The organism is Olleya sp. ITB9 (genome assembly GCF_001315805.1).
Lineage (GTDB): Bacteria > Bacteroidota > Bacteroidia > Flavobacteriales > Flavobacteriaceae > Olleya > Olleya sediminilitoris.
The window spans coordinates 120,657-142,659 of record NZ_BCBW01000019.1 but is presented as its reverse complement, the minus strand read 5'-3'; the positions used below and the strand labels follow the sequence as shown (position 1 = coordinate 142,659).

Below are 22,003 nucleotides of genomic sequence, written 5' to 3'. Positions count from 1 at the left end.
ATTAATTTTCTCTTAAAAAGGTGTTCACATTAATTGCAACTTCTTCCCAAGTTTTACTAACTCCATCTGCACCTTTGTGTAGATCAAAACAAACTTTATTTAAAGCACTTAAAGCACCTAAAGCATCCCAATCTTTTAATTGCATAGTTGCTGTCATAGCCACACGTCTTTTGTCAGTAATTTTTACATCTAATGGTAAATCTTTAGTAACATTATTCATTGTGATAGAAGCAACATACTTGTTGTTAACGTATTTAATGGTTCCTTTAATAAACTCAGGATTAAGCATTTCTCCAAAAAATGAAGTCTTTAATTTTAAATCTCTGGCTTCGTTATCTGTAAATAATCCAGTAATTGGAATAGAAAAACTTAAGTCATTAAGTGCTTCTTGAGGTGTGCTTCCTGTTTTTTGGTCAAATTTTAATACATTAAATTGTCCTCCAACTGGTACTTTTTCAGTGGTTTTATAAGCTGTAAACTTTACTGTTGTTGCTTCAGGTTTAACTACAAATTTTTCAGTTTTAACATCTGTTTTAGTCGTCTCTTTTTCAGCATCATTTGTTTTAGCTTCATCTTTACAACTTACCACTAAAATAAGTGTAAAAGCTAATACTAATTGTGTTATTTTTTTCATTTTAAATAGTTGTTTTCTTTAATAATTATAAAGTTAAGCAGATAAATGTGCTTATCCAAATTACTGTACCTTAATCTAAGCTAAAGGTCTTTATTCCCTCGATAGGTTTAGTCATATTAATTTTAATGATAGACTGGTAATAAGGTTTGAAACTGTCATTAAAAAAGGTGTTTGTTTTTTCTAATGCAGCTTTTAAATCGGTTTTAGCATGCTCTATCAACGTTGTTTCGGTTTTTGTTAGACCATTTTGTCTAGTCGCTGTATACCAAGACGCTGTACCTAATCTGCTATTAACGCTAATATCTAGTGTTCTGGTTATACCTTGTCGTTTGTCTTGTTTTCCTATGTAAATGTCTAACAGTGTATCAATTTCCTTAATAATGTCTTTAGACGCTTTTATCTCTTCTTTGTATTTTGACTTATCTAAATCGGTTAATTCTTTTTTATATTTTTCAGCTAGTTTTTTATTTTCAGCTAATTGTTTTGTCGCGTCAGTAGCAATTTGACGTAATTTTTCAATTTCTTTTAAAGCAGCATAAACTTCATCTGTGTTTTTAGAAGACACCTCTAATCTAGGGTCAGAAGCGACAGTAATCATAGTTTCAGAAGTTTGATCACCATATTCTAAAACCGCTTTGTAAGTTCCTGGTTTGACATCAACTCCACCTGGTTCTCTTTTTTGTTTTCTAATTGTTCTTGAAGGTCTACTACTTCCTTTTTCATCCATGTACCAGGTCCATTTATGTAATCCTTTTTCTTCAGGAACTTTTCGTTTTAAAGTTCTAATTAACTTATCGTTGTTATAGATTTTAAGTGACATAGAATCCCATTTAATTTCATTTTCTTTGGTTTCAGAGTCTTCTTTTTTGTCCTCTTTATCATCTTCTTTTTTAGTTTCTTTTGAAGGTTTTTCTGGTGTTACATAGTATGTAAACTGTGCACCACGACCTTTATTTTGACCATGAAACATAGCATCTGCACCAAAACGACTTCCTGTTGGTTGTTGGTAAGCAGCTTGGTAAGCAGTAGGAGGAGAAAATAGTTGAATTTTATTGTTTATAATTTGTTTGTTTTTAGCTATAGCTCTTAACGGTCTAATATCGTCTAAAACCCATGCAGCACGACCAAATGTACCAATAACTAAATCATGTTCTCTTGGATGGATCACTAAATCTTTTACTGAAACCGTAGGAAAACCTTCGGTCCATTTTGTCCATTTGTTTCCTGCATCAACAGATACATATAAACCATCATCAGTACCTAAAAACATAAGGTTTGGTTCAACTAAATCTTCAACAATGGACAACGCATAACTTTTAACATCGTTTTGGTCTACAATTCTTTCCCAAGTTTTTCCGTAGTTTTTGGTTCTGTACGCATAGGGTGTGTAGTTAAAGCGTCTGTAATCATTAGCTATAAGTAATGCTTCACCTTTATTTTTGTTACTAGCTTTAATTTGTGCAATCCAGCTTCCTTTAGGTAAGCCTTTAATATTACTAGAAACATCACTATAAGTTTGACCTCCATTTTGTGTGATATGTACACGTCCATCGTCAGTACCAACCCAAAATACATCCTTTTCAACAGTAGAAGGTTCAATAACTAAAATAGTACAGTGGTTTTCAGCACCTGTTGCATCTAAAGTTAATCCACCACTTTCATGTTGTTTTAATTTGTCAGGATCATTAGTAGATAAATCTTCAGATATTACTTCCCAAGTTAATCCTTTGTCTGTAGATTTATGTACAAACTGACTACCAAAATAGACTGTATTATTATCAAAAGGATCCACATTTATAGCAGCATTCCAGTTAAAACGTAGTTTAACATCCTTATCAGGATGTGTTGGTTGTACTCCAAAATTATTACCAGTTTGCCAATCGTAATAACTAACATAACCTTGTTGACTCATAGTCCAACCGTAACGCGAATTGTCTTTATCTGGTATAACATCAAAACCGTCACCAAAACTAATCTCTTGCCAATAGCTATTGCGTATACCTTGAGCACGCCAAACATAAGCAGGTCCTCTCCAAGATCCATTATCTTGCATTCCTCCATACACATTGTATGGATACTCATTATCTACATTAATATGATAAAATTGTGCAACAGGCATGTTACCAATAAAACGCCAATTTTTTCCACCATCTTTGGTTATGTTTAGTCCACCATCATTTCCATCTATCATAAAGTTTCCGTTAGTAGGATGGATCCACCAAGCATGATGATCTGGATGTACACCATTATCTGCACCATAAGCTGGCATTAATTGCGAAAAGTTTTTTCCACCATCTTCACTAACATTTATGTAAGTAAAAACAGAGTATACTCTATTTTCGTTTTGAGGATCTACATATATTTCAGAGTAGTAAAATGGTCTGTTGCCAATATCACTTTTATCGTTAACTTTTTTCCATTTAAAACCACCATCTTCACTTTTGTATAACGCATTTTTTTTAGCTTCAACTAAAGCATAAACAATATTGGGTTTGTTTCTAGCAATAGCAACTCCAATACGTCCTAATTCCCCTTTAGGGAAACCTTCTTTTTCTGTTACTTTAGTCCAGTTTTTTCCTCCATCATGTGTAATGTGTAAACCCGAACCTGCTCCACCAGATTTAAAAAACCATGGATCACGCTTGTGCTCCCATAAAGTTGCAATTAATTTATTAGGATTAGTAGGATCCATAACTAAATCTGCTGCTCCTGTTTTATTGTTAGCAAACAGTATTTTTTTCCAGGTTAATCCACCATCTGTGGTTTTAAAAACACCACGTTCAGGATGTTCTCCCCAAGGACTACCAATTGCAGCAGCATAAACTATGTCTGGATTTGTTGGATCTATTACCACACGATGTATGTGTCTGGTTTTTTCTAATCCCATAGACGTCCAAGTTTTTCCTGCATCTAAAGACTTGTAAATACCGTAACCACCATTTAAACTGTTTCTTGGGTTACCTTCACCTGTTCCTACCCAAATAACACTTGGATTAGATTGCTGTATAGCAACAGATCCAACAGATGCTGTTACCTCTTTGTCAAATAATGGATCCCATTTAATACCACCAGAAGTAGACTTCCATAAACCTCCAGAAGCAGTACCTACGTACATGATATCTGGATTGCTATGCACTACGTCAATTGCAGTTACACGACCAGACATACCACCTGGACCAATGTTTCTTGGTGTCATGTTTTTAACTAAGTCCATCGAGAATTCTTGCGAAAAAGCTGTGACATAGAAGAGTAATAAAAGTAAAAAGGGTAATTTTTTCATATTTGGTAAATTAGTTTGCATAAAGTTAAGCAACATATTCTTAAAAAGCTGTTAACACATTTATTTAGATGTTAATTTGTTGTATTTTTATACTGCAATGAAAGAAAAAAATATACACAAAAAAGGTTTCGTATTTAAACCCTACGAAGCACCTTCACTATCACCTTTCGAGAAGCTTTTTGACATATTTAAAGAGTTGATTACACATACTTCAGGAGATTTTGAAGAAGCTATAGATTGGCTTCGTGAATTAGATAAAGAATATAAGTTAACCACTCCAGAGTATACCATTGATGACTTTATTGAAGATTTGAAAGCTAAAGGTTTTATTCGTGAAGAGATTAAACCCGATGGAAAAAAAGGAAATGCTATTACTGCCAAAACCGAACGCGCAATCAGGCAATCTGCTTTAGACCAAATTTTTGGTAACATAAAACGTAGTGGCTCTGGTAACCATAAAAGTAAAGGTACAGGAGTAGGAGATGAGCATACTGGCGATTTTAGAAATTACCAGTTTGGAGACAGCTTGGATAAAGTGTCCATGACAGAAAGTCTAAGAAATGCCCAAATTAACAACGGAATAGGAGATTTTAACTTAACCGAAGATGATTTAGTGGTTGAAGAAACGACCCACAAATCTCAAATGAGTACGGTTTTGATGATTGATATTAGCCACAGTATGATTCTTTATGGAGAAGATAGAATTACGCCTGCAAAAAAAGTAGCTATGGCTTTAGCCGAATTGATTACGACACGTTACCCAAAAGATACATTAGATATTCTAGTTTTTGGTAACGATGCTTGGCCAATTAAAATTAAAGATTTACCCTATTTAAACGTTGGTCCTTATCATACAAATACTGTAGCAGGATTAAAATTAGCAATGGATTTATTAAGACGTAAACGAAACACCAACAAACAAATTTTTATGATAACCGATGGTAAACCTAGTTGCCTGCGTTTACCAGATGGAACCTATTATAAAGATAGTAATGGCTTAAATCCTTACATTACCAATAAGTGTTATGCACAAGCACAGCAAGCTAGAAAATTGCATATTCCTATTACAACTTTTATGATTGCTCAAGATCCTTATTTAATGCAATTTGTTGAAGAATTTACGCATGCTAATCAAGGGAAAGCTTTTTATACAGGTTTAAAAGGTTTAGGAGAAATGATTTTTCAAGATTACGAAACAAACAGAAAAAAAAGAATTAAAGGATAATGAAAATAGAAACAATAAAAACTTTAGGCGAATTAAAAAAGCTGGATACCAAAGCAAATCGATTAAAGACGAATTAAGAGATAATTTAATTGAAAAAATAAAGAATAAAACAACCGTTTTTGAAGGTGTTCATGGTTATGAAAATACTGTAATACCAGAGTTAGAACGTGCTATTTTATCTCGACATAATATTAATTTTTTAGGATTACGTGGTCAAGCTAAAACACGTTTAGCACGTTTAATGCTTAATTTGCTAGACGAATATATTCCTGTTGTAGAAGGTAGTGAAATTAATGACGATCCTTTACAACCAATCTCTCGTTTTGCTACAGAGTTGATTACAGAAAAAGGTGATAATACACCAATTACTTGGATGCACAGAAGTGAGCGTTTTGCAGAAAAATTAGCGACTCCAGACGTAACTGTTGCAGATATTATTGGAGATGTAGATCCTATTAAAGCAGCCAATTTAAAACTAAGCTATGCAGACGATCGTGTGATACATTACGGAATGATACCTCGTGCCAATCGTTGTATTTTTGTAATTAATGAGTTGCCAGATTTACAAGCAAGAATTCAGGTTGCTTTATTTAATATTTTACAAGAAGGAGATATTCAAATTAGAGGGTTTAAATTGCGTTTATCTTTAGATATGCAATTTATTTTTACTGCAAATCCTGAGGACTATACTAATAGAGGAAGTATTGTAACACCATTAAAAGACAGAATTGGATCGCAAATATTAACGCATTATCCAACAGATATTGAAACCGCTAAAACCATCACACAGCAAGAAGCTAAGTCTGATGGAAGACAAAAAGAGAGTATTCATGTACCCGAATTAGCCAAAGATTTGTTAGAACAAATTGTTTTTGAAGCTCGTGATAGTGATTTTATAGACGAGAAAAGTGGTGTAAGTGCACGTTTAAGTATTACTGCTTTTGAAAACTTATTAAGTGCAGCAGAATTACGATCGTTAAAATCTGGAGACGAAAAGACAACTATTCGATTATCAGACTTTTTAGGGATTATTCCTGCAATTACAGGTAAAGTAGAATTGGTTTATGAAGGAGAACAAGAAGGTGCAGCGCAAGTCGCTTATAATTTAATTGGTGAAGCTGTAAAAAGTTTGTTTCCAGAGTACTTCCCTAAGATAGAGAAATTGAAAAAGCAAGAAGACGAAAGTCCTTACGACACTATTGTCTCATGGTTTTTTAATAATTCTGATGGTTTTGAATTGTTAGATGATTTACGTGATAAAGAATATATTAGCTTATTAGATGCAGTGTCGCCATTAGATGATTTACTTGGAGAGCATCAACCTAAATTATTAAAAGAAGAAAGCTATTTTGTGAAAGAATTCGTGCTTTGGGCTTTAGTAGAATATAAGTTGTTAAGCAAATATAGGTTTACAGAAGGTATTCAATTTAAAGACCCTTATGGAAGTTTTATAAGTGGATTATAAGTTCTTGAAATAAAAACAGCAATAGATAATAGTGCCTGAATTTTTTTGGGCACTTTTTTTTATAAAAAAATATATTTTGAGCAACCATAAAAGGTGGTTTGTTCGTATATATTTAAACCCAAAAAAATATATCAACCATGAAACATTTTTACAACTTAACCTTTTTAACTGCTTTTCTGTTTTTTACAACGCTTAATGCACAGATTTCAGCAGTAAGTTTTCAAAATCAGACTTACCTACACGGTACACAGCCTGATAACATTCAATCTAATGACATTTATGATGTATACGTGTCTTGGAGAACCACTTTTGCCGAATCCTGTAATAATGGTCGCTATCGTATAAAATTTGATACTCCAACCGAAACCGTTTCAGAAGGAATTGCTTACGGTATGTTATTATCTGTTTACGCCAATGACAAAGAGTTGTTTGATGGCTTATGGTTATACTACCAAGATTTTGTAAACGCTAATGGAGTTATGAATTGGAAAATTGATGGCTGTAATAGTGTTATTGGTAATAATGGAGCTACTGATGCAGAACTAGATGCAGCTTATGCATTAATAGTTGCTGACCAACGTTGGCAAAGTTTAGGTGCAATTGACTATCAAAGTGATGCTATATCACTAATTACTATTATTAAAAATCATGAAGTTGAAGCTGGGTCAAACGTCCTTAAACCAGGTGATGCTTGGGGAGGAAGTAACACGACTAACCCGTCTTATCTAGCTCCTGGTTATTTTAAAGTTTTTGGTGCTTATACTAATGATAGTGCTTATTGGAATGCTGTTGCAGATAAAAGTTATGCTATTATTAATGCCAATTTAGCTCAGAATAATGCGAGTTATAATTTAGTATCTGATTGGTGTAAAGCAGATGGAACCTACTCAACAGAAGTATCATGGGCTTATAACCAAGGTCAATCTTATTACTATGATGCAGCACGTACACCATGGAGATTTGCTACCGATTATATCTGGTATGGTAATACAGAAGCTAGTAATTACAATCAATTATGTATTGATTTTGTTAATGCGCAAGGTGGTTTTAATCAGATTTATCCAGGTTACTCTCAATCTGGTGTAGCCATTAACACCTCTTACAAAGATCCAACTTTTACAGGAGCTTATGCTACTGCAGCAATGACTTCAACCAATCAATCTTTTGTAAATAATGGGTATTCTGAATTAAAAAATCAAGTAACAACAGCGTATTTTGGAGCGACTTTACGTGCTATTTATATGTTTGCTTTATCAGGAAATATGTATAATGCAATTCAAGATAACACGCTAAGTACAACTGAAAATGTTTTAGATACATTTAAATATTATCCAAACCCAGTTAAAGATACTTTGCATATTCAGTTTAAAACAGCACAATCTAGAACTGTAGAAGTGTATTCGATTAATGGTCAGCAACTTTATCAAAACCAAGTAAAAAAATCAGTATTAAAATTGGATATATCACAATTTAAAACTGGTGTTTATTTTCTTAAAATAGATAATAAAAGCTTTAAAATAGTTAAGTCTTAGATATAACTATTTTTAATTAAAGGTTTAATCAAGTAATCGTTTATTCCTTTTAATTTGTTTTGGTTTTAACCACAAATAAAAACCACTAACACAAATAAATAATAATCCTAAACCAAGAACTGTAGAGTAGATTAATTTTGAATATTTAAAATGAAATAAATAATCTACGATTGATCCATCATGAATCATTTCAATTAAATCTGCAGTTCTTGTTTTTTCTGAAACAATATTTCCGGTATAACAGTCAATCTGTAATTCGGTAAAATGTGTTTCAAATCTAACCTTAGCAATACCTTTTCTAGGTCTGTAATCAATTCTGTTAATTTCAGTTGAAAGATTAAGGCTGTCAATATAATGTATTGCATGTTGTTCAATTTCATTTAAAGAAATTAAAGGTCTATTATCAGAGTGTACAGTAACAGAGGAAGGTTTAATACCTAACTGATCTTTCCATGCTAATAATAAACCTGTAGCACTCATTACTACAATAAAAAGAAGTAACACAATAGCTACCTTGCGATGTGTTTGTCTATACCAACGTGCTGATTTGGCTAAGTTTTTATTTTTTTGTTTCACAGCTTATAATTAACAACTAATCTGACAAAAGTTGATACATTAACTTCTTAAAAATTAGTTAATATTAAGACTGCTAATTTTTAATAAATTTAGACTAAAGTGGTAACCACTTCAATATCATTGTGTAATGTTTTGTGTACTGGACATTTATCTGCAATTTGAAGTATACGTTGTATTTGTTTATCGTCTAAAGCTCCAGTTAGTTTAATGACTCTATTAAACGTATCTACTTTAATCTCTTTTGACTCATTATTTTCAATAACTTGTTTTGAAACTTTAGTATGTGAAGTATGAACTTCAATATTTTGTAGATCCCAACCTTTTCGTTTTACATACATTTGAACTGTCATTGCAGTGCAAGCAGATAATCCTGCAGAAACAAACTCATAAGGAGAAGGACCAAAATCATTACCTCCATAACTAATTGGTTCATCTGCCATCATGGTGTGGTTTCCTACCGTCATTTGTGTTGTAAAACCATCTTCTTTATCTAAACTAGCAACCGCTTGATGAGTGGTTTTTAGGGTATCAATAATAGGGATAGAAATATAGCGTTTTGCCCAAGTAGCAATGACACTGCCTGCGTAAACAGAATCTTCTTTTTTTAATAATAAATGATCAGCACCATCTAAAGTTACAAAACTTTTTGGATGTCTTGCAGCTACATAAATGTCTTCTGCATTTTCAATACCAACCGTTGTGTCTTGAGGCGAATGCATTACTAATAATGCTTTGCGCAAGTTTTGTGCAACATCAGGTAGCGATTTGGTTTCAATATCATCTAAAAATTGTTTTTTAATAGTAAATGGACGTCCTCCAATATTAACATTTGCTTTTCCTGTAGTGTTAATTTCTTTGACGCTACTTTGTATTAAATGTTGTACGTGTTTTGGGTTAGAAGGAGCACCAATAGTAGCGACTGCTTTAACAGATTTTATTTTTGAGGCAGCAAAAATAACAGCAGCTCCACCTAAAGAGTGTCCAATTAATAGGGAAGGAGCAATATAATTTTCTTCTAGATAATTAGATGCACTAATTAAGTCCTCTACGTTTCCAGAAAAATTTGTGTTTTCAAAATTACCCTCGCTTTCTCCTAATCCAGTAAAATCAAAGCGTAATACTCCAAAACCATTGGCTGTTAATTCTCTTGAAATATTTTTTACAGCAGATAAATTTTTATTACAAGTAAAACAATGCGCGAAAATGACAAAATTATGAGGATGTTGGTTTATAGGAAGCTCTAAACGTCCAACTAGTTGTTGTCCTTCTGTATTTATAAAATTTACTTTTTGAATGTTCATTGTAATTGGTTTTTAATTCAGTCGGAAAATATTTGAAGCCTTTCAAAATGATTACATCACCACGTCTCTCTAGATTTAATATTTGCTTCGCATAATTTAATAATTTCTGTAACTCTTTTTTGCTTAGTCGTCTCTCGTTTAGCTTGGTTTAACCAATATAAGTAGCTTTTTCTGTAGGAAGGCGCAAAGTTATTGTAGTTATTAAATGCTTTTGGGTTTTTATCAAATGCTAGTTGTAACAGGTCTGGAATAATACCTTTTTCAACAGCATCTAAAGCGGTCCAACTTCCGTTTTTCTTACCAATATCTATTATTTCTAAACCTTTAGGATGCATTAAATCCTCAGCTATTAAAGTTTTAATATGTTTTTTGTTTAAAGCACTCCACACACTTTTTGGGTTGCGTTTGCAAAAATATTGTCTACGTTTTCCGTCACCTAAACTTTTAACAGTACTATCAATCCAGCCATAACATAACGCTACTTTTACAGCCTCTTCCCAACGCATGCTTAGCTTTTTGTGACTTACTTTGTAAAAGATGAGGTAAATGCCTTCATCGTTATCATGGTTTTCGTGTAGCCACGCTCTCCATTCAGAATCAGTTTTAAAATAGAGTTCTTCTTGTTTCATTTTAAATGTTTTTTGTCTCTATAAAGAAATCTCTATCTATAACAATCTTGGCATTTTTGGTTTTTAATTTTAAAGTTTTATTTTTTGAAGTAGGTGTAATCCACTGTGAAACACCATTGACTTCAATTTGAATTGGGATTACAAAGTTTTCAACTGTATTATTCCATTTGTACGTTAGTTTTTTACCATCAATACTATACTGTAATTCAGGAATTTTAGTAGTACGTAAATACTGATTAAAAAAGCCTTTTAAATCCAAACCAGATTCTTGAATTATACAATCTTCTATTTGTTGTGTGGTTACTGTTTGATGATAAAATTTACTGTTTAAAGTACGCAGTATTTGTCTCCACTTTTCATCGTTATTAACTAGTTGACGTATGGTGTGAAGCATATTTGCACCTTTATAGTACATGTCTCCAGATCCTTCTTTATTAACATTATAATATCCAATTAAAGGTTTATCGTTTTGAATGTTTCGTCTTGTTCCAATAACATAATCTGCTGAAGCTTTTGTACCATAATAATAGTCTAAGAATAAACTTTCAGAATAAGCTGTAAAGCTTTCGTGAATCCACATGTCTGCAATATCTACATTTGTAATATTGTTAGCAAACCACTCGTGTCCAGCTTCATGTATAATTATAAAGTCGAATTTTAAACCCCAACCTGATCCAGATAAATCACTACCTAAATAGCCTTTCATGTAGCGATTTCCGTAGGTTACAGAGCTTTGGTGTTCCATACCTAAATAAGGGACTTCAACTAGTTTAAAACTATCTTCGTAAAAAGGGTAAGGTCCAAACCAATGCTCAAAAGCTTTCATCATTTTTGGAGCATCCTTAAAATGTTTTTTAGCTTTTTCTAGATTGTCTTTTAATACATAATAATTCATGTCCAAATCTCCTTTTTCTCCTTTGTATACTTCAGAGAAATTTGCGTAATCACCAATGTTAATATTTACGCCATAATTATTAATTGGGTTAGCGACATACCAATGCGTTGTAATGGTTTCGTCTTTATTATTTACAATACTTTTAAGCCTACCATTAGAGACATTCATTAAATTTTTAGGGATTGTAACGCTAATATCCATACTATCAACTTCATCATACATATGGTCTTTATTGGGCCACCAAACACTAGCACCTAAACCTTGACATGAGGAGGCTATAAAATGTTTTCCGTTATTGTCTTTTTTCCAAGAAATTCCACCATCCCAAGGTGCTCTAACAGCTTCACGTGGTTTACCTTCGTAATAAGCAACAACACTATTAATTTCGCCTATGTTTTGTTGTTTTTTAAGAGTTACAAAATGCGCATTTCCATCATGCTTTATCTCTAATTCCTTTTCATTTTGTGTCACTTTTGTTAAAGTTAATGGCTCTTGTAAGTCTATTTGTAAAACTTGATACGGTTTTAAAACTTTGTATGTGATTGTATTTTTTCCAGTAATAGTTTTGTTTTCAGGATTAACCTTAATATCTAAGTGATAATACGTTAAATCCCACCATTCACGCTCTGGAGTAATACTACCACGAAGTGTATCTTGATGTGTAAAATTGTTTTTTTCTTGAAGTAAGCCTCCATTATTTTGAGATATACAATAAGTTGCGATAAAACAAGTAATTAATATAACTAGATTTTTCATGTATTTAAATTGAATGTAAAGAACAAAAATAGATTAGTTTTTTTAATAAAATAATTAAACTAACTGCTTTAAAAGTGCTCTTACTTTTTCTGGATCCTTAATTTGATATTTAGCTTTTGTTTTAACGTATCCTATTTTTATGGTTGTGGCTAAATCAGGAGCAGCTTCAAACATATACTCATCTGTCCAATCGTCTCCCATTATTAAAATAAAATCATAATCTTCTTTCATTAATAATTGTGTTGTAGCTCTACCTTTGTTAACGTTACTACTTTTTATCTCGATAACTTTGTTTCCTTGTAAAACAGACAACTCGTTATTAGCAACCATACTGGTTAAAACAGTATTTAACTCCATAGTGCGTATTTGTGCTAGTTCTGGATCTGCTGTTCTGTAATGCCAAGCTAAAGAGTATTCTTTTTCTTCTATAAAGGTACCAGGAGTCCTGTCTACAAAAGTTTCTAGAATGGGTTTGATGTTTGTCATCCATTCGGTTTTTAAAATTTCTAACGGTGTCCATTGACTACGTTCTCTCATCCAGACTCCATGATCTGTGATTAAATCATAAGATTTATTACCATACCAGTTTTCAAAAGTGGCTTTGTCTCTTCCGCTTATTAAGCACAACTTAGTATTATTTTGATTTTCAAATTGGTCTAATAAACCGTAAAGTTCTTCATCTGGTTTAGCATCTTGAGGATTGTCTTTAAAACCAACTAAAGTACCATCATAATCAAGAAGGACTAATCGTTTTTTTGCTTTTTTATAGGCTTCAACAATATCGTTTTGTACAGATTCGTTTATTTTTTTAGACACGACTACGTCTTGTAATTTGTTAGTAGACTCTAAGGTTTTAAAAAACTCATCAGCCCATTTTTCAACATCATAACGTTTTAAACGTTTTTGAAGGATTTTCATTCTGTTATTTTGTTCTTCTAAAGGCATTGTTAATGCTTTTTTAAGTGCAGAAGCAAAATCTTCAAAACTATTTGGGTTAATAAGTAAGGCTTCATTCATTTCTTTTGCAGCTCCAGCCATTTCACTTAAAATTAAGACACCATTTTGTTTAGTTCTAGTGGCAACATACTCTTTAGCAACTAAATTCATACCATCTCTTACAGGAGTAATTAATGCAATGTCTGAAGAAGTATATAAGTCTATTAAATTTTCAAAGGGTAATGATCTGTAAAAATACCAGATTGGAGTCCAGCTTACAGTAGAAAACTCTCCATTAATCCTTCCGACTAATTCATCGGTTTCTTTTTTTAATAATTGGTATTGTGGTACGCCAGATCTAGATGGTACAGCAAGCATTACTAGTCTTACTTTTTCTTTGTATTCTGGATGTTTATTCAAGAAATATTCAAAAGCTCTAATTCTATTTGGTATTCCTTTGGTATAATCTAATCGGTCTATGGATAAGATTAATTTTTTATCACCATCTTCATTTAAATGTGTGTCAATTCTTTTTTGAAGTTCAGAAATTTCAGTGTTAGGGTTATCATGTTCTAAAGCAGCGTCATGAAATTTATTATAATCAATTCCCATTGGGAAAGAGTCCACTTTTACAATCCTATCATGATAAGTAATTTCATTAAAATTAACGTCTAAACGTAAAATTCTTTTAACAGAACTTAAAAAATGACGTTCATAATCGTAGGTATGAAAACCAATAAGATCTGCACCAAGCATACCAGTTAGTAATTCTTCACGCCAAGGAAACGTCCTAAATATTTCGTAAGAAGGGAAGGGTATATGTAAAAAGAAACCAATAGTTACTTCTGGTTTAACATCTTTAATTAGCTGAGGTAGTAATAATAATTGGTAATCGTGTATCCAAACCGTATCTCCATCTTCAATGGTATCTAAAACGACTTCAGCAAATTTTTGATTAACACGTTTATAAGCTTCCCATTGGCTGTCTTCAAACTCAGTATATTCTAAAAAATAATGAAATAAAGGCCATAAAGTACGATTACTAAATCCTAAATAAAACTGGTCAATATCGTCTTGTGTCAGTCCAACAGCTTTACATTTTACGTCTTTAACTTTTGCATCAACCTCTTTTTTTAGGTCAGCATCTAGTTCTTCATCAGTAATACCAGTCCAACCAACCCAAAGTCCATTACCATCTGCATGAACAGATTTCATACCTGTTGCCAATCCACCAACACTAGGTGTTACGTTAAGCTGGTCTTGTTCTATTGAAATTTGTAGCGGTAACCTATTCGAAACTATTATTGTTTTATTCATAGTAATATTTTGGATGGTTTTATAGTTTTTTGTTAATTTAAAGAAATTAGTATTTATACCACTACTTTAAACAGAAAAATAATGAACAATTTAGATTACGGAATTATAGGAAATTGTAGAAGTGCAGCTTTAATATCAAAAGATGCATCAGTAGATTGGTGTTGTTTGCCTAAATTTGATTCAGCATCAGTTTTCGCTAAGTTGTTAGATGATAATATAGGAGGTAGTTTTGGATTTACTGTTGACGATGGCTATACTACAGAACAATTTTATCTAGAAGATACAGCAATATTAGTAACACGATTTACAGAAGGAGATAATATATTTGAAGTTGTTGACTTTATGCCAAGATATCATAAGCCAAACGGAAGCTACCATTCTCCTCCAGAGTTTATTAGATATATAAAATACATCTCTGGACAACCAAAAATAAAGGTGGCTTATGATCCTAAACTAGAATATGCAAAAGGTGTAACTTCAACCTATGTAAAAGATGATTTTATTGTCAGTTTAAATAATGAAGATACTTATGATACATTATTTTTATATACTGATTTAGATAAAAAAAAGGTCTTAAATGGAGATTCTATTACATTAGATTCTGACCATTTTTTCTTAGTTGGTTATAACGAAAAACTATTTGTACCAAACTTGAAATATGCAAGTTTAGAATATGAGCGTACTAAAGTTTATTGGTTAAATTGGTTAGAGCGTACACCTACATATAAGAAATATAACAAACAGATTTCACGAAGTGCCATGACTTTAAAATTACTAAGTTATGATAAAACAGGAGCAGTTTTAGCAGCAGCGACCACATCTTTACCAGAAACTATAGGAGAAGTCAGAAACTGGGATTATCGTTTTTGTTGGATTAGAGATGCATCCATGGTCATTAAAGTTATGTCACAACTTGGTCATAAAAATATAGCCAGACGTTACTTGAAGTTTATTATAGATTTGATGCCTGATAAGGATGAAAAACTGCAAATCATGTATGGTATAAGTGGAGAAAAAAAATTAACAGAAACCTCTTTAGACCATCTTTCAGGTTACAAAAACTCAAGTCCAGTTAGAGTTGGTAATGCTGCTTATATGCAAAAGCAAAATGATATATATGGTATATTAATGGATGTAATACATCAGTTACTTCTTAATTTTAGTAACGATATCGATAATGGAGAAGAGTTGTGGACCATGACCAAAGGTATTGTTTGGGTAGTAAGTAGTCATTGGCAAGAACCAGATAAAGGTATTTGGGAATTTAGAGAAGGAGATCAGCATTTTACGTTTTCAAAAGTATTATGTTGGACTGCAGTAGATAAAGCTTTAAAAGTAGCCAAAATATTAGGTAAAACATCCAAATTACCACGTTGGGAAGCTTTAGAACAAGATATTAGAAAAGACATCATGCAAAACGCTTGGAACGAAAAAGCACAAGCTTTTACGCAAGCTTATAACTCCGAGGATTTAGATGCCTCAGTCTTATTAATGGAATCTTATGGATTTATTGATGCAAAACACCCAAAATTTGTAAGCACAGTTAAAGCCATAGAACGCGATTTATGTTATGAAGGCTTATTGTATAGATATAAAAATAAAGACGATTTTGGTTTACCTTCATCATCTTTTACTATTTGTACATTTTGGTTTATAAATAGTTTATATAAAATAGGAGAGGAGCAAAAAGCTACAGAACAATTCGAAAAACTGTTGTCTTACAGTAATCATTTAGGCTTGTTTAGTGAAGATATAGATTTTAAAACAAAACGATTACTAGGTAATTTCCCACAAGCTTATTCGCATTTAGCTTTAATTGAAACTGCTATTAATTTATCCAATGTTACAGCAGAAGAAAAAGTAAAAGACTCTATAAGTTAACTTTTTTAAAATGAAAAATAGAATAAACAAACAAGCCATTTCAATCTGAAATGGCTTGTTTGTTATCTTATAAAAGGTGTAAGGTTATCTCATGATTTTATTAGGAAACACAACAGGACTTTCAAAACCATCTTTTCCTACCGAAGCTATGCCAAAAAAATAGTTGTCTATGACAATACCATCTAACATAAACTCTGAAACATCACCAACATAACGACTGTGATCCCAAGTAGGAGACGTGGTATCTCTCCAATATATCTTGTATCCAACAGCACCTTCAACTTTATCCCATTTAAATTTAACCGACGGTTCTACAATACCACCAATAGCAACAGTCGTTGGAGCAGGAGGAGCCCAAGCCAAATTGGCCATATTTATAGCATTAACAGTTGTTAGTTTTTTAGCGTACTCAAAATTAACATGCTCTATAACATCTCCATATTTAATTCCATTTTCTTCTCTAATATCTTGATGTTGTTGCGTATAGTTTTCATGTGCTTCCATAATTCTAATTCCTGCAAAACCAAGGTCATTAAAAGGTCTGTGGTGTCCACCACGTCCAAAACGATCTAAACGATAAACCATCATTGGATTCATTTCTGGCATATACGTTTTTACAGTTTTATGGATATATCGTGCTAATTGACGTGAAATACCATCAACTTCACCACCATAAAAACGTCTTAATCTTCGCTGTTGTTCAGTCTCGTTAGCAGGAACAGGTTCAGAGAAAATTCTAAACGTACGGTTGTCAATAACACCATCAACACCTTTAATGTTTCCAATCATGTCATTATTAAGTATACCAATAATATCCCAGTTTTGTTCCTTAGCATATTTAGCTAAACCACCACCACCAAAAAGACCTTGTTCCTCACCAGATAAGCCAACATAAACAATACTGTTTTCAAATTGATGTTTAGATAAAACCCTAGCAGCTTCAATTGTTCCAGCCATACCAGACGCATTGTCGTTAGCACCTGGAGCGTCTTTAGTAAACTCCATGGTATCACTACCTCTAGAATCAATATCTCCACTCATTATAATGTAACGATTTGGATATTTTGTACCTTTCTGAATCGCAACCACGTTTACTACCCAAGCATCGTGTGGTACACGTCTGTTACCTTCTTTGGTTACAAAATCCTTTTGGTAAAACACCTCTAAACAATCTTTACAGTCTTTTGATATAGTTTCAAATTCAGATTTTATCCAACGTCTGGCTGCACCAATGCCTCTTGTTTCAGAAATAGTATCACTAAACGTATTTCTAGTACCAAAATCGACTAATTTTTGAATGTCTTTTTCTATACGTTCTGCAGAAACAGCATCAATAATATCGTATATTTTTTGATTAGTTTGCGCAGAGGCTATAACAGTTGTTAATAGTAATAAGGGAAGAATTAATTTTTTCATTTATTTTTTTCCTAAAAATACGAAAAAAGAAAAGCTGTTTCAAAATAGAAACAGCTTTTAAACTTTTATAACAATATTTGTTACTCAACAACTTCATTTTTAGTTTCATTTTCTATTGTTGGTTCTTCTGATTTGCCCATAAAAAATAAAGCACCTCCAATAACAATAAGTCCTATTTTAATGATCCAAGCAGGTGTTTCTCCCCATTCATAAATCCACATTAAAATTGTAGGAACACGTCCCATAAAACTTAAAACAATAGCGAATAACCCGAAAAAGGCCATATAACCTCCAATTTTTTTCATATTTATATATTTAGTTGGTTTTTGAATTTAAATATATATAAATAGTATTGAAACTTTGTTACTTAGTTCTTGTTATAGTCTTTTAAAATATAAATAAATTAATATATAAATTTGATTGTATAGTTTTATTACTACATTTGTAGTATTAAAACTATAGTTGTGGATATAAAACAATTGAATAAATCAGAGCTTCAAATTATGAAGTATTTATGGAACCTTGAAAAAGGATTCATGAAGGATGTAGTCGAAAAATTTCCTGAACCAAAACCAGCTTATACTACTATTTCTACCTTATTAAAACGTATGGTCGATAAAAATTATATTGGTTTTGAACGCTTAGGAAGAGATAAAGTTTATTACCCTATTTTAAAAAAGAACGAATATTTTACAAAACAAGTAAATGGTATGATTCAACATTTTTTTAATGATTCTAAAGCTCAATTTGCTTCATTTTTTACTAAGAATGCAGATTTGTCTGTTGAAGAAATTAGAGAGCTTCAAGAATTATTGAAAGAGAAAATGAACCTAAAAAAAGCCAATGATTAGTTATTTTTTATATACCATTATTAGTTTAGGCTGCTCTTATTTAGTTTACGCCTTACTATTAAGAAAACAAAAGACATTTCAGTTTAATCGATTTTTTCTTCTATGTTCGATCCTTTTATGTTTATTAGCACCATTTCTAGAAATTGAATTATTTAAGTCCATTCCTAGAATTACTGAAATTGAAATTGAGAAATTGACAGACCCTCTTGTTGAAAAACCTTATGTTGAAGACATAACTTTTGGAGAGATAAAACCAACAGAAACACGATCAACACCTCCTTTTTTCTATGTTTATTTTATGATTTCTAGTTTTTTGTTATTTCGATTTTTAAAGAATTTATTCCAGATTTTTAGATTGACAAAACAAAAAAGTAAACGTGTTGGAAAGTTGAAATTGATCACTATTACTGATTCAGATTTGGTATCTAGTTTTTTCAATTTTATGTTTATTCCAAAAAATCAAGTCTTATCTGATAATGATTATTTAAGTATTATTACTCATGAAACCATCCATTATAAGGAACTACACACTATAGATATTTTATTTATTGAATTATTGAATTGTGTTTTATGGTTTAATCCATTTATGTGGTTATATAAGAAAGCAATATTACAGAATCACGAATTTTTAGCAGATGAAAAATCTATTTTGTCTGGTATTGATATTGAAAATTATTCAAACAGCATTATCAACTTAGGTCAAAAGGAATACCGCGTTCCTCTAACTAGCGGATTTAATTTCATTCAAATCAAAAATCGAATTATTATGTTACACAAAAGTAAATCTTCTGTATTAAAACAAACATTAAAAATAGGGATAGTACTTGTACTATTTGCAGGTATTATTATGCTCAGCTCATATAAAGACTTAAAAGAACCAATTGTTGTTGTTATTGATGCAGGACATGGAGGTAAGGACTCTGGTAATATTACTGATGTAAAAGAAAAAGAAATCATTTTAGAAATCTCTAATTTATTAACAAGTTATAGTAATGAAAAAATACAAATTATACCGACTAGGGCATCAGATGAGTTTATTTCACTTAATGAACGTTCGGAAATAGTAAATAAAGCAAATGCCGATTTAATGATAAGCTTACACTGTAACTCACATAATGATAATAGTGTAAATGGAGTGGAGGCATATTATAAAGATGACAATGAAAATAAAGATACCTCTTATAAATATAGTAAGGTTCTAATTGAAAACAAGTTTAATGTTTTTTCAAAATCTCGTGGTATTAAGGTTGCAAATTTTCACCTACTTCAAAATGTAAATTGTCCAGCAATATATTTAGAATTAGGTTTTTTATCTAATAAAGAGGATAAAGCCATATTGACTGACAGATCAAAAAGAGAGGATATAGCAAAATCTATTTTTGAAAGTTTAAATAAAATTAGAAGTAGTAAATAAGGAACAAAAAAAAGGCTACTTCATTACAAAGTAGCCTTTTTAAGATAATTAAAACTAAATTTTTAGAAGCAGTATTTGTTTTCTGCTTTTACTTTTTCAGCAATCTCGATACGTAAGTCTACGATATCTGGATAGTTAGCGTATTTTGTAAAACGCTTAAGACCCATTAACATCATACGTTGTTCGTCTCCTTCAGCAAAAGAAATAATGCTTTCTTTTCCTTTTTCTTCAACGATATCAACAGCGTGATATAAATATAATTTAGCCATTGCAATTTGAGCAGATTGCTCAGCTTCACTAGTACGTTTAACGTTTTTCTCAGTTCTTAAAATTGCAGATTCTGCCATGTATATCTCAATTAAGATATCTGCAGCTGCAATTAATAATTGTTGGTGCTCTTCTAATTGAGGACCAAATTTTTGAACAGCTCCACCAGCAACCATTAAAAATGCTTTTTTAAGCTTTTTAATCATTTCTTTCTCTTCTGAAAACAATTCAGAATAATCAGGAGTTTCAAAAGATGGTATTCCCATTAATTCTTCTTGAACTTTAGATGCAGGACCTAATAAATCAACGTGACCTTTCATAGCTTTTTTAACAAGCATACCAACGGTTAGCATTCTGTTGATTTCATTAGTTCCTTCGTATATACGTGCAATTCTAGCATCTCTCCAAGCAGATTCCATAGGAGTTTCTTCAGAGAATCCCATTCCACCAAAAATTTGGATACCTTCATCTGCTGCGTTTTGTACATCTTCAGATACAGCAACTTTTAAGATAGAACATTCGATTGCATATTCTTCAACTCCTTTAAGCTCTGCTTCTTGGTGTGTATTTCCAGCAGCTTCACGCATCGCGATTCTGTCTTCAATATTTTTAGCAGCTCTATAAGTAGCAGATTCACCAGCATAAGCACTAGCAGCCATTTCAGCTAATTTAGTTTTTATAGCACCAAATTCAGCAATAGGTGTTTTAAATTGTTTACGCTCGTTTGCATAATTTACAGCTGTTGTTAAGATTCTTCTTTGAGAATCTAAACATGCAGCAGCTAATTTAATACGACCAACGTTAAGTGCATTCATGGCAATTTTGAAACCTTCACCACGTCCAGCTAACATATTTTCAGCAGGAACAACAGTGTCGTTAAAAAATACTTGACGCGTAGAAGACGCACGAATACCTAATTTATGTTCTTCTTCACCTAAAGTAATTCCGTTAGGATTTTCACCATCATATTCTACGATAAATCCAGTAATGTTTTTATCATCTTCAATACGAGCAAAAACGATCATCACGCTACAGAAACCTGCATTTGAGATCCACATTTTTTGTCCGTTAATTTTGTATGATTTTCCGTCTGCAGAAAGTTCAGCAGTAGTTTTACCAGAATTAGCATCAGATCCAGCTCCAGGCTCTGTTAAACAGTAAGCACCAAACCACTCTCCAGAAGCTAATTTTGGTACGTATTTTTGTTTTTGTTCTTCAGTACCATAAAGAGTAATTGGCATAGTACCAATACCTGTATGTGCACCAAAAGCAGTACTAAATGATCCAGTTCCAGAAGAAATGTAATCACATGTTAATACTGTAGAAACAAATCCCATTCCCATTCCTCCAAAATCCTCAGGAACAGCAACACTTAAAAAGCCCATTTCTCCAGCTTTACGCATAACTTCTTCAGTTAGTGCGTAGTCTTTAGCTTCAAAACGTGCTTTATGTGGTATAATTTCACGGTCATTAAATTCCATTACAGAATCTTTCATCATTGCTTGTTCTTCTGAAAAATCTTCAGGAGTAAACACATCGTCACAATTTGTTTCTTTTACTAAGAATTGACCACCTCTTAAGATGTCTTTTTCTAAATCTGCCATTTTATAGTATTGTATTAAGTTCTT

At 32.0% G+C, this 22,003-nt stretch carries 15 protein-coding genes and 1 pseudogene; 6 read left to right on the top strand and 10 right to left on the bottom strand.

The genetic code is table 11. From position 1 onward, the window contains the following. Position 1: 1 nt before the first annotated feature. Complete coding sequence (locus ITB9_RS05685) at positions 2–634, bottom strand: YceI family protein (RefSeq protein ID WP_054851489.1); 633 nt, start codon at positions 632–634, stop codon at positions 2–4. Between the two features lie 70 nt (positions 635–704). Beyond that, positions 705–3,914: a hypothetical protein gene (locus tag ITB9_RS05680; protein WP_054851515.1), complete on the bottom strand. Its 3,210-nt coding sequence runs from the start codon at positions 3,912–3,914 to the stop codon at positions 705–707. A 97-nt stretch (positions 3,915–4,011) separates the two neighbouring features. Here ITB9_RS05680 and ITB9_RS05675 point away from each other — a divergent pair, with 97 nt between their 5' ends. The 3 genes and pseudogenes from ITB9_RS05675 to ITB9_RS05665 all read left to right on the top strand — a co-directional run bounded on the left by ITB9_RS05675 (position 4,012) and on the right by ITB9_RS05665 (position 8,136). Beyond that, a complete protein-coding gene (locus tag ITB9_RS05675; protein WP_054851488.1) occupies positions 4,012–5,139 on the top strand; it encodes a VWA domain-containing protein in 1,128 nt (375 codons plus the stop codon). Next, positions 5,139–6,604: pseudogene (locus ITB9_RS05670) on the top strand (magnesium chelatase). Before ITB9_RS05675 ends, ITB9_RS05670 begins: the two are co-directional and overlap by 1 nt. Positions 6,605–6,741: 137 nt before the next feature. Then, positions 6,742–8,136 (top strand): glycosyl hydrolase family 8, encoded by a 1,395-nt coding sequence (locus ITB9_RS05665; RefSeq protein WP_054851487.1) that lies wholly within the window; start codon positions 6,742–6,744, stop codon positions 8,134–8,136. A 24-nt stretch (positions 8,137–8,160) separates the two neighbouring features. Here the strand turns inward: ITB9_RS05665 and ITB9_RS05660 are convergent, their stop codons facing one another. The 5 genes from ITB9_RS05660 to ITB9_RS05640 all read right to left on the bottom strand — a co-directional run bounded on the left by ITB9_RS05660 (position 8,161) and on the right by ITB9_RS05640 (position 14,546). Beyond that, a complete protein-coding gene (locus ITB9_RS05660) occupies positions 8,161–8,712 on the bottom strand; it encodes a PepSY-associated TM helix domain-containing protein (protein ID WP_028606498.1) in 552 nt (183 codons plus the stop codon). An 89-nt stretch (positions 8,713–8,801) separates the two neighbouring features. Further along, on the bottom strand, positions 8,802–10,013 hold the full coding sequence (locus tag ITB9_RS05655) for a bifunctional alpha/beta hydrolase/OsmC family protein (RefSeq protein WP_054851486.1): 1,212 nt from the start codon (positions 10,011–10,013) through the stop codon (positions 8,802–8,804). A 56-nt stretch (positions 10,014–10,069) separates the two neighbouring features. Next, positions 10,070–10,642: a YdeI family protein gene (locus ITB9_RS05650; RefSeq protein ID WP_054851485.1), complete on the bottom strand. Its 573-nt coding sequence runs from the start codon at positions 10,640–10,642 to the stop codon at positions 10,070–10,072. 1 nt (position 10,643) lies between these two features. Beyond that, on the bottom strand, positions 10,644–12,293 hold the full coding sequence (locus tag ITB9_RS05645; protein WP_054851484.1) for a M1 family metallopeptidase: 1,650 nt from the start codon (positions 12,291–12,293) through the stop codon (positions 10,644–10,646). A gap of 54 nt (positions 12,294–12,347) precedes the next feature. Beyond that, positions 12,348–14,546: a bifunctional alpha,alpha-trehalose-phosphate synthase (UDP-forming)/trehalose-phosphatase gene (locus tag ITB9_RS05640; protein WP_054851483.1), complete on the bottom strand. Its 2,199-nt coding sequence runs from the start codon at positions 14,544–14,546 to the stop codon at positions 12,348–12,350. A gap of 81 nt (positions 14,547–14,627) precedes the next feature. Between ITB9_RS05640 and ITB9_RS05635 the strand changes: the two genes are divergently transcribed. After that, the gene (locus tag ITB9_RS05635) at positions 14,628–16,427 is read left to right on the top strand and encodes a glycoside hydrolase family 15 protein (RefSeq protein ID WP_054851482.1); all 1,800 of its coding nucleotides are present in this window, start codon (positions 14,628–14,630) and stop codon (positions 16,425–16,427) included. Between the two features lie 84 nt (positions 16,428–16,511). On the opposite strand, the gene ITB9_RS05630 is transcribed toward ITB9_RS05635, so the two are convergent. Together ITB9_RS05630 and ITB9_RS05625 are read right to left on the bottom strand one after the other, a co-directional pair. Next, positions 16,512–17,843, bottom strand: coding sequence for a M28 family peptidase (locus tag ITB9_RS05630; protein ID WP_054851481.1), 1,332 nt, complete (start codon positions 17,841–17,843; stop codon positions 16,512–16,514). A gap of 80 nt (positions 17,844–17,923) precedes the next feature. Next, positions 17,924–18,148, bottom strand: coding sequence for a hypothetical protein (locus ITB9_RS05625; protein WP_054851480.1), 225 nt, complete (start codon positions 18,146–18,148; stop codon positions 17,924–17,926). A 159-nt stretch (positions 18,149–18,307) separates the two neighbouring features. Here ITB9_RS05625 and ITB9_RS05620 point away from each other — a divergent pair, with 159 nt between their 5' ends. Both ITB9_RS05620 and ITB9_RS05615 read left to right on the top strand, forming a co-directional pair. Continuing rightward, on the top strand, positions 18,308–18,694 hold the full coding sequence (locus ITB9_RS05620) for a BlaI/MecI/CopY family transcriptional regulator (RefSeq protein ID WP_082396079.1): 387 nt from the start codon (positions 18,308–18,310) through the stop codon (positions 18,692–18,694). Between the two features lie 193 nt (positions 18,695–18,887). After that, on the top strand, positions 18,888–20,108 hold the full coding sequence (locus tag ITB9_RS05615; protein ID WP_187294255.1) for a M56/M15 family metallopeptidase: 1,221 nt from the start codon (positions 18,888–18,890) through the stop codon (positions 20,106–20,108). Positions 20,109–20,170: 62 nt separating this feature from the next. Here ITB9_RS05615 and ITB9_RS05610 read toward each other — a convergent pair whose 3' ends face one another. Continuing rightward, positions 20,171–21,979: an acyl-CoA dehydrogenase family protein gene (locus tag ITB9_RS05610; protein ID WP_054851478.1), complete on the bottom strand. Its 1,809-nt coding sequence runs from the start codon at positions 21,977–21,979 to the stop codon at positions 20,171–20,173. Between the last annotated feature and the right edge of the window lie 24 nt (positions 21,980–22,003).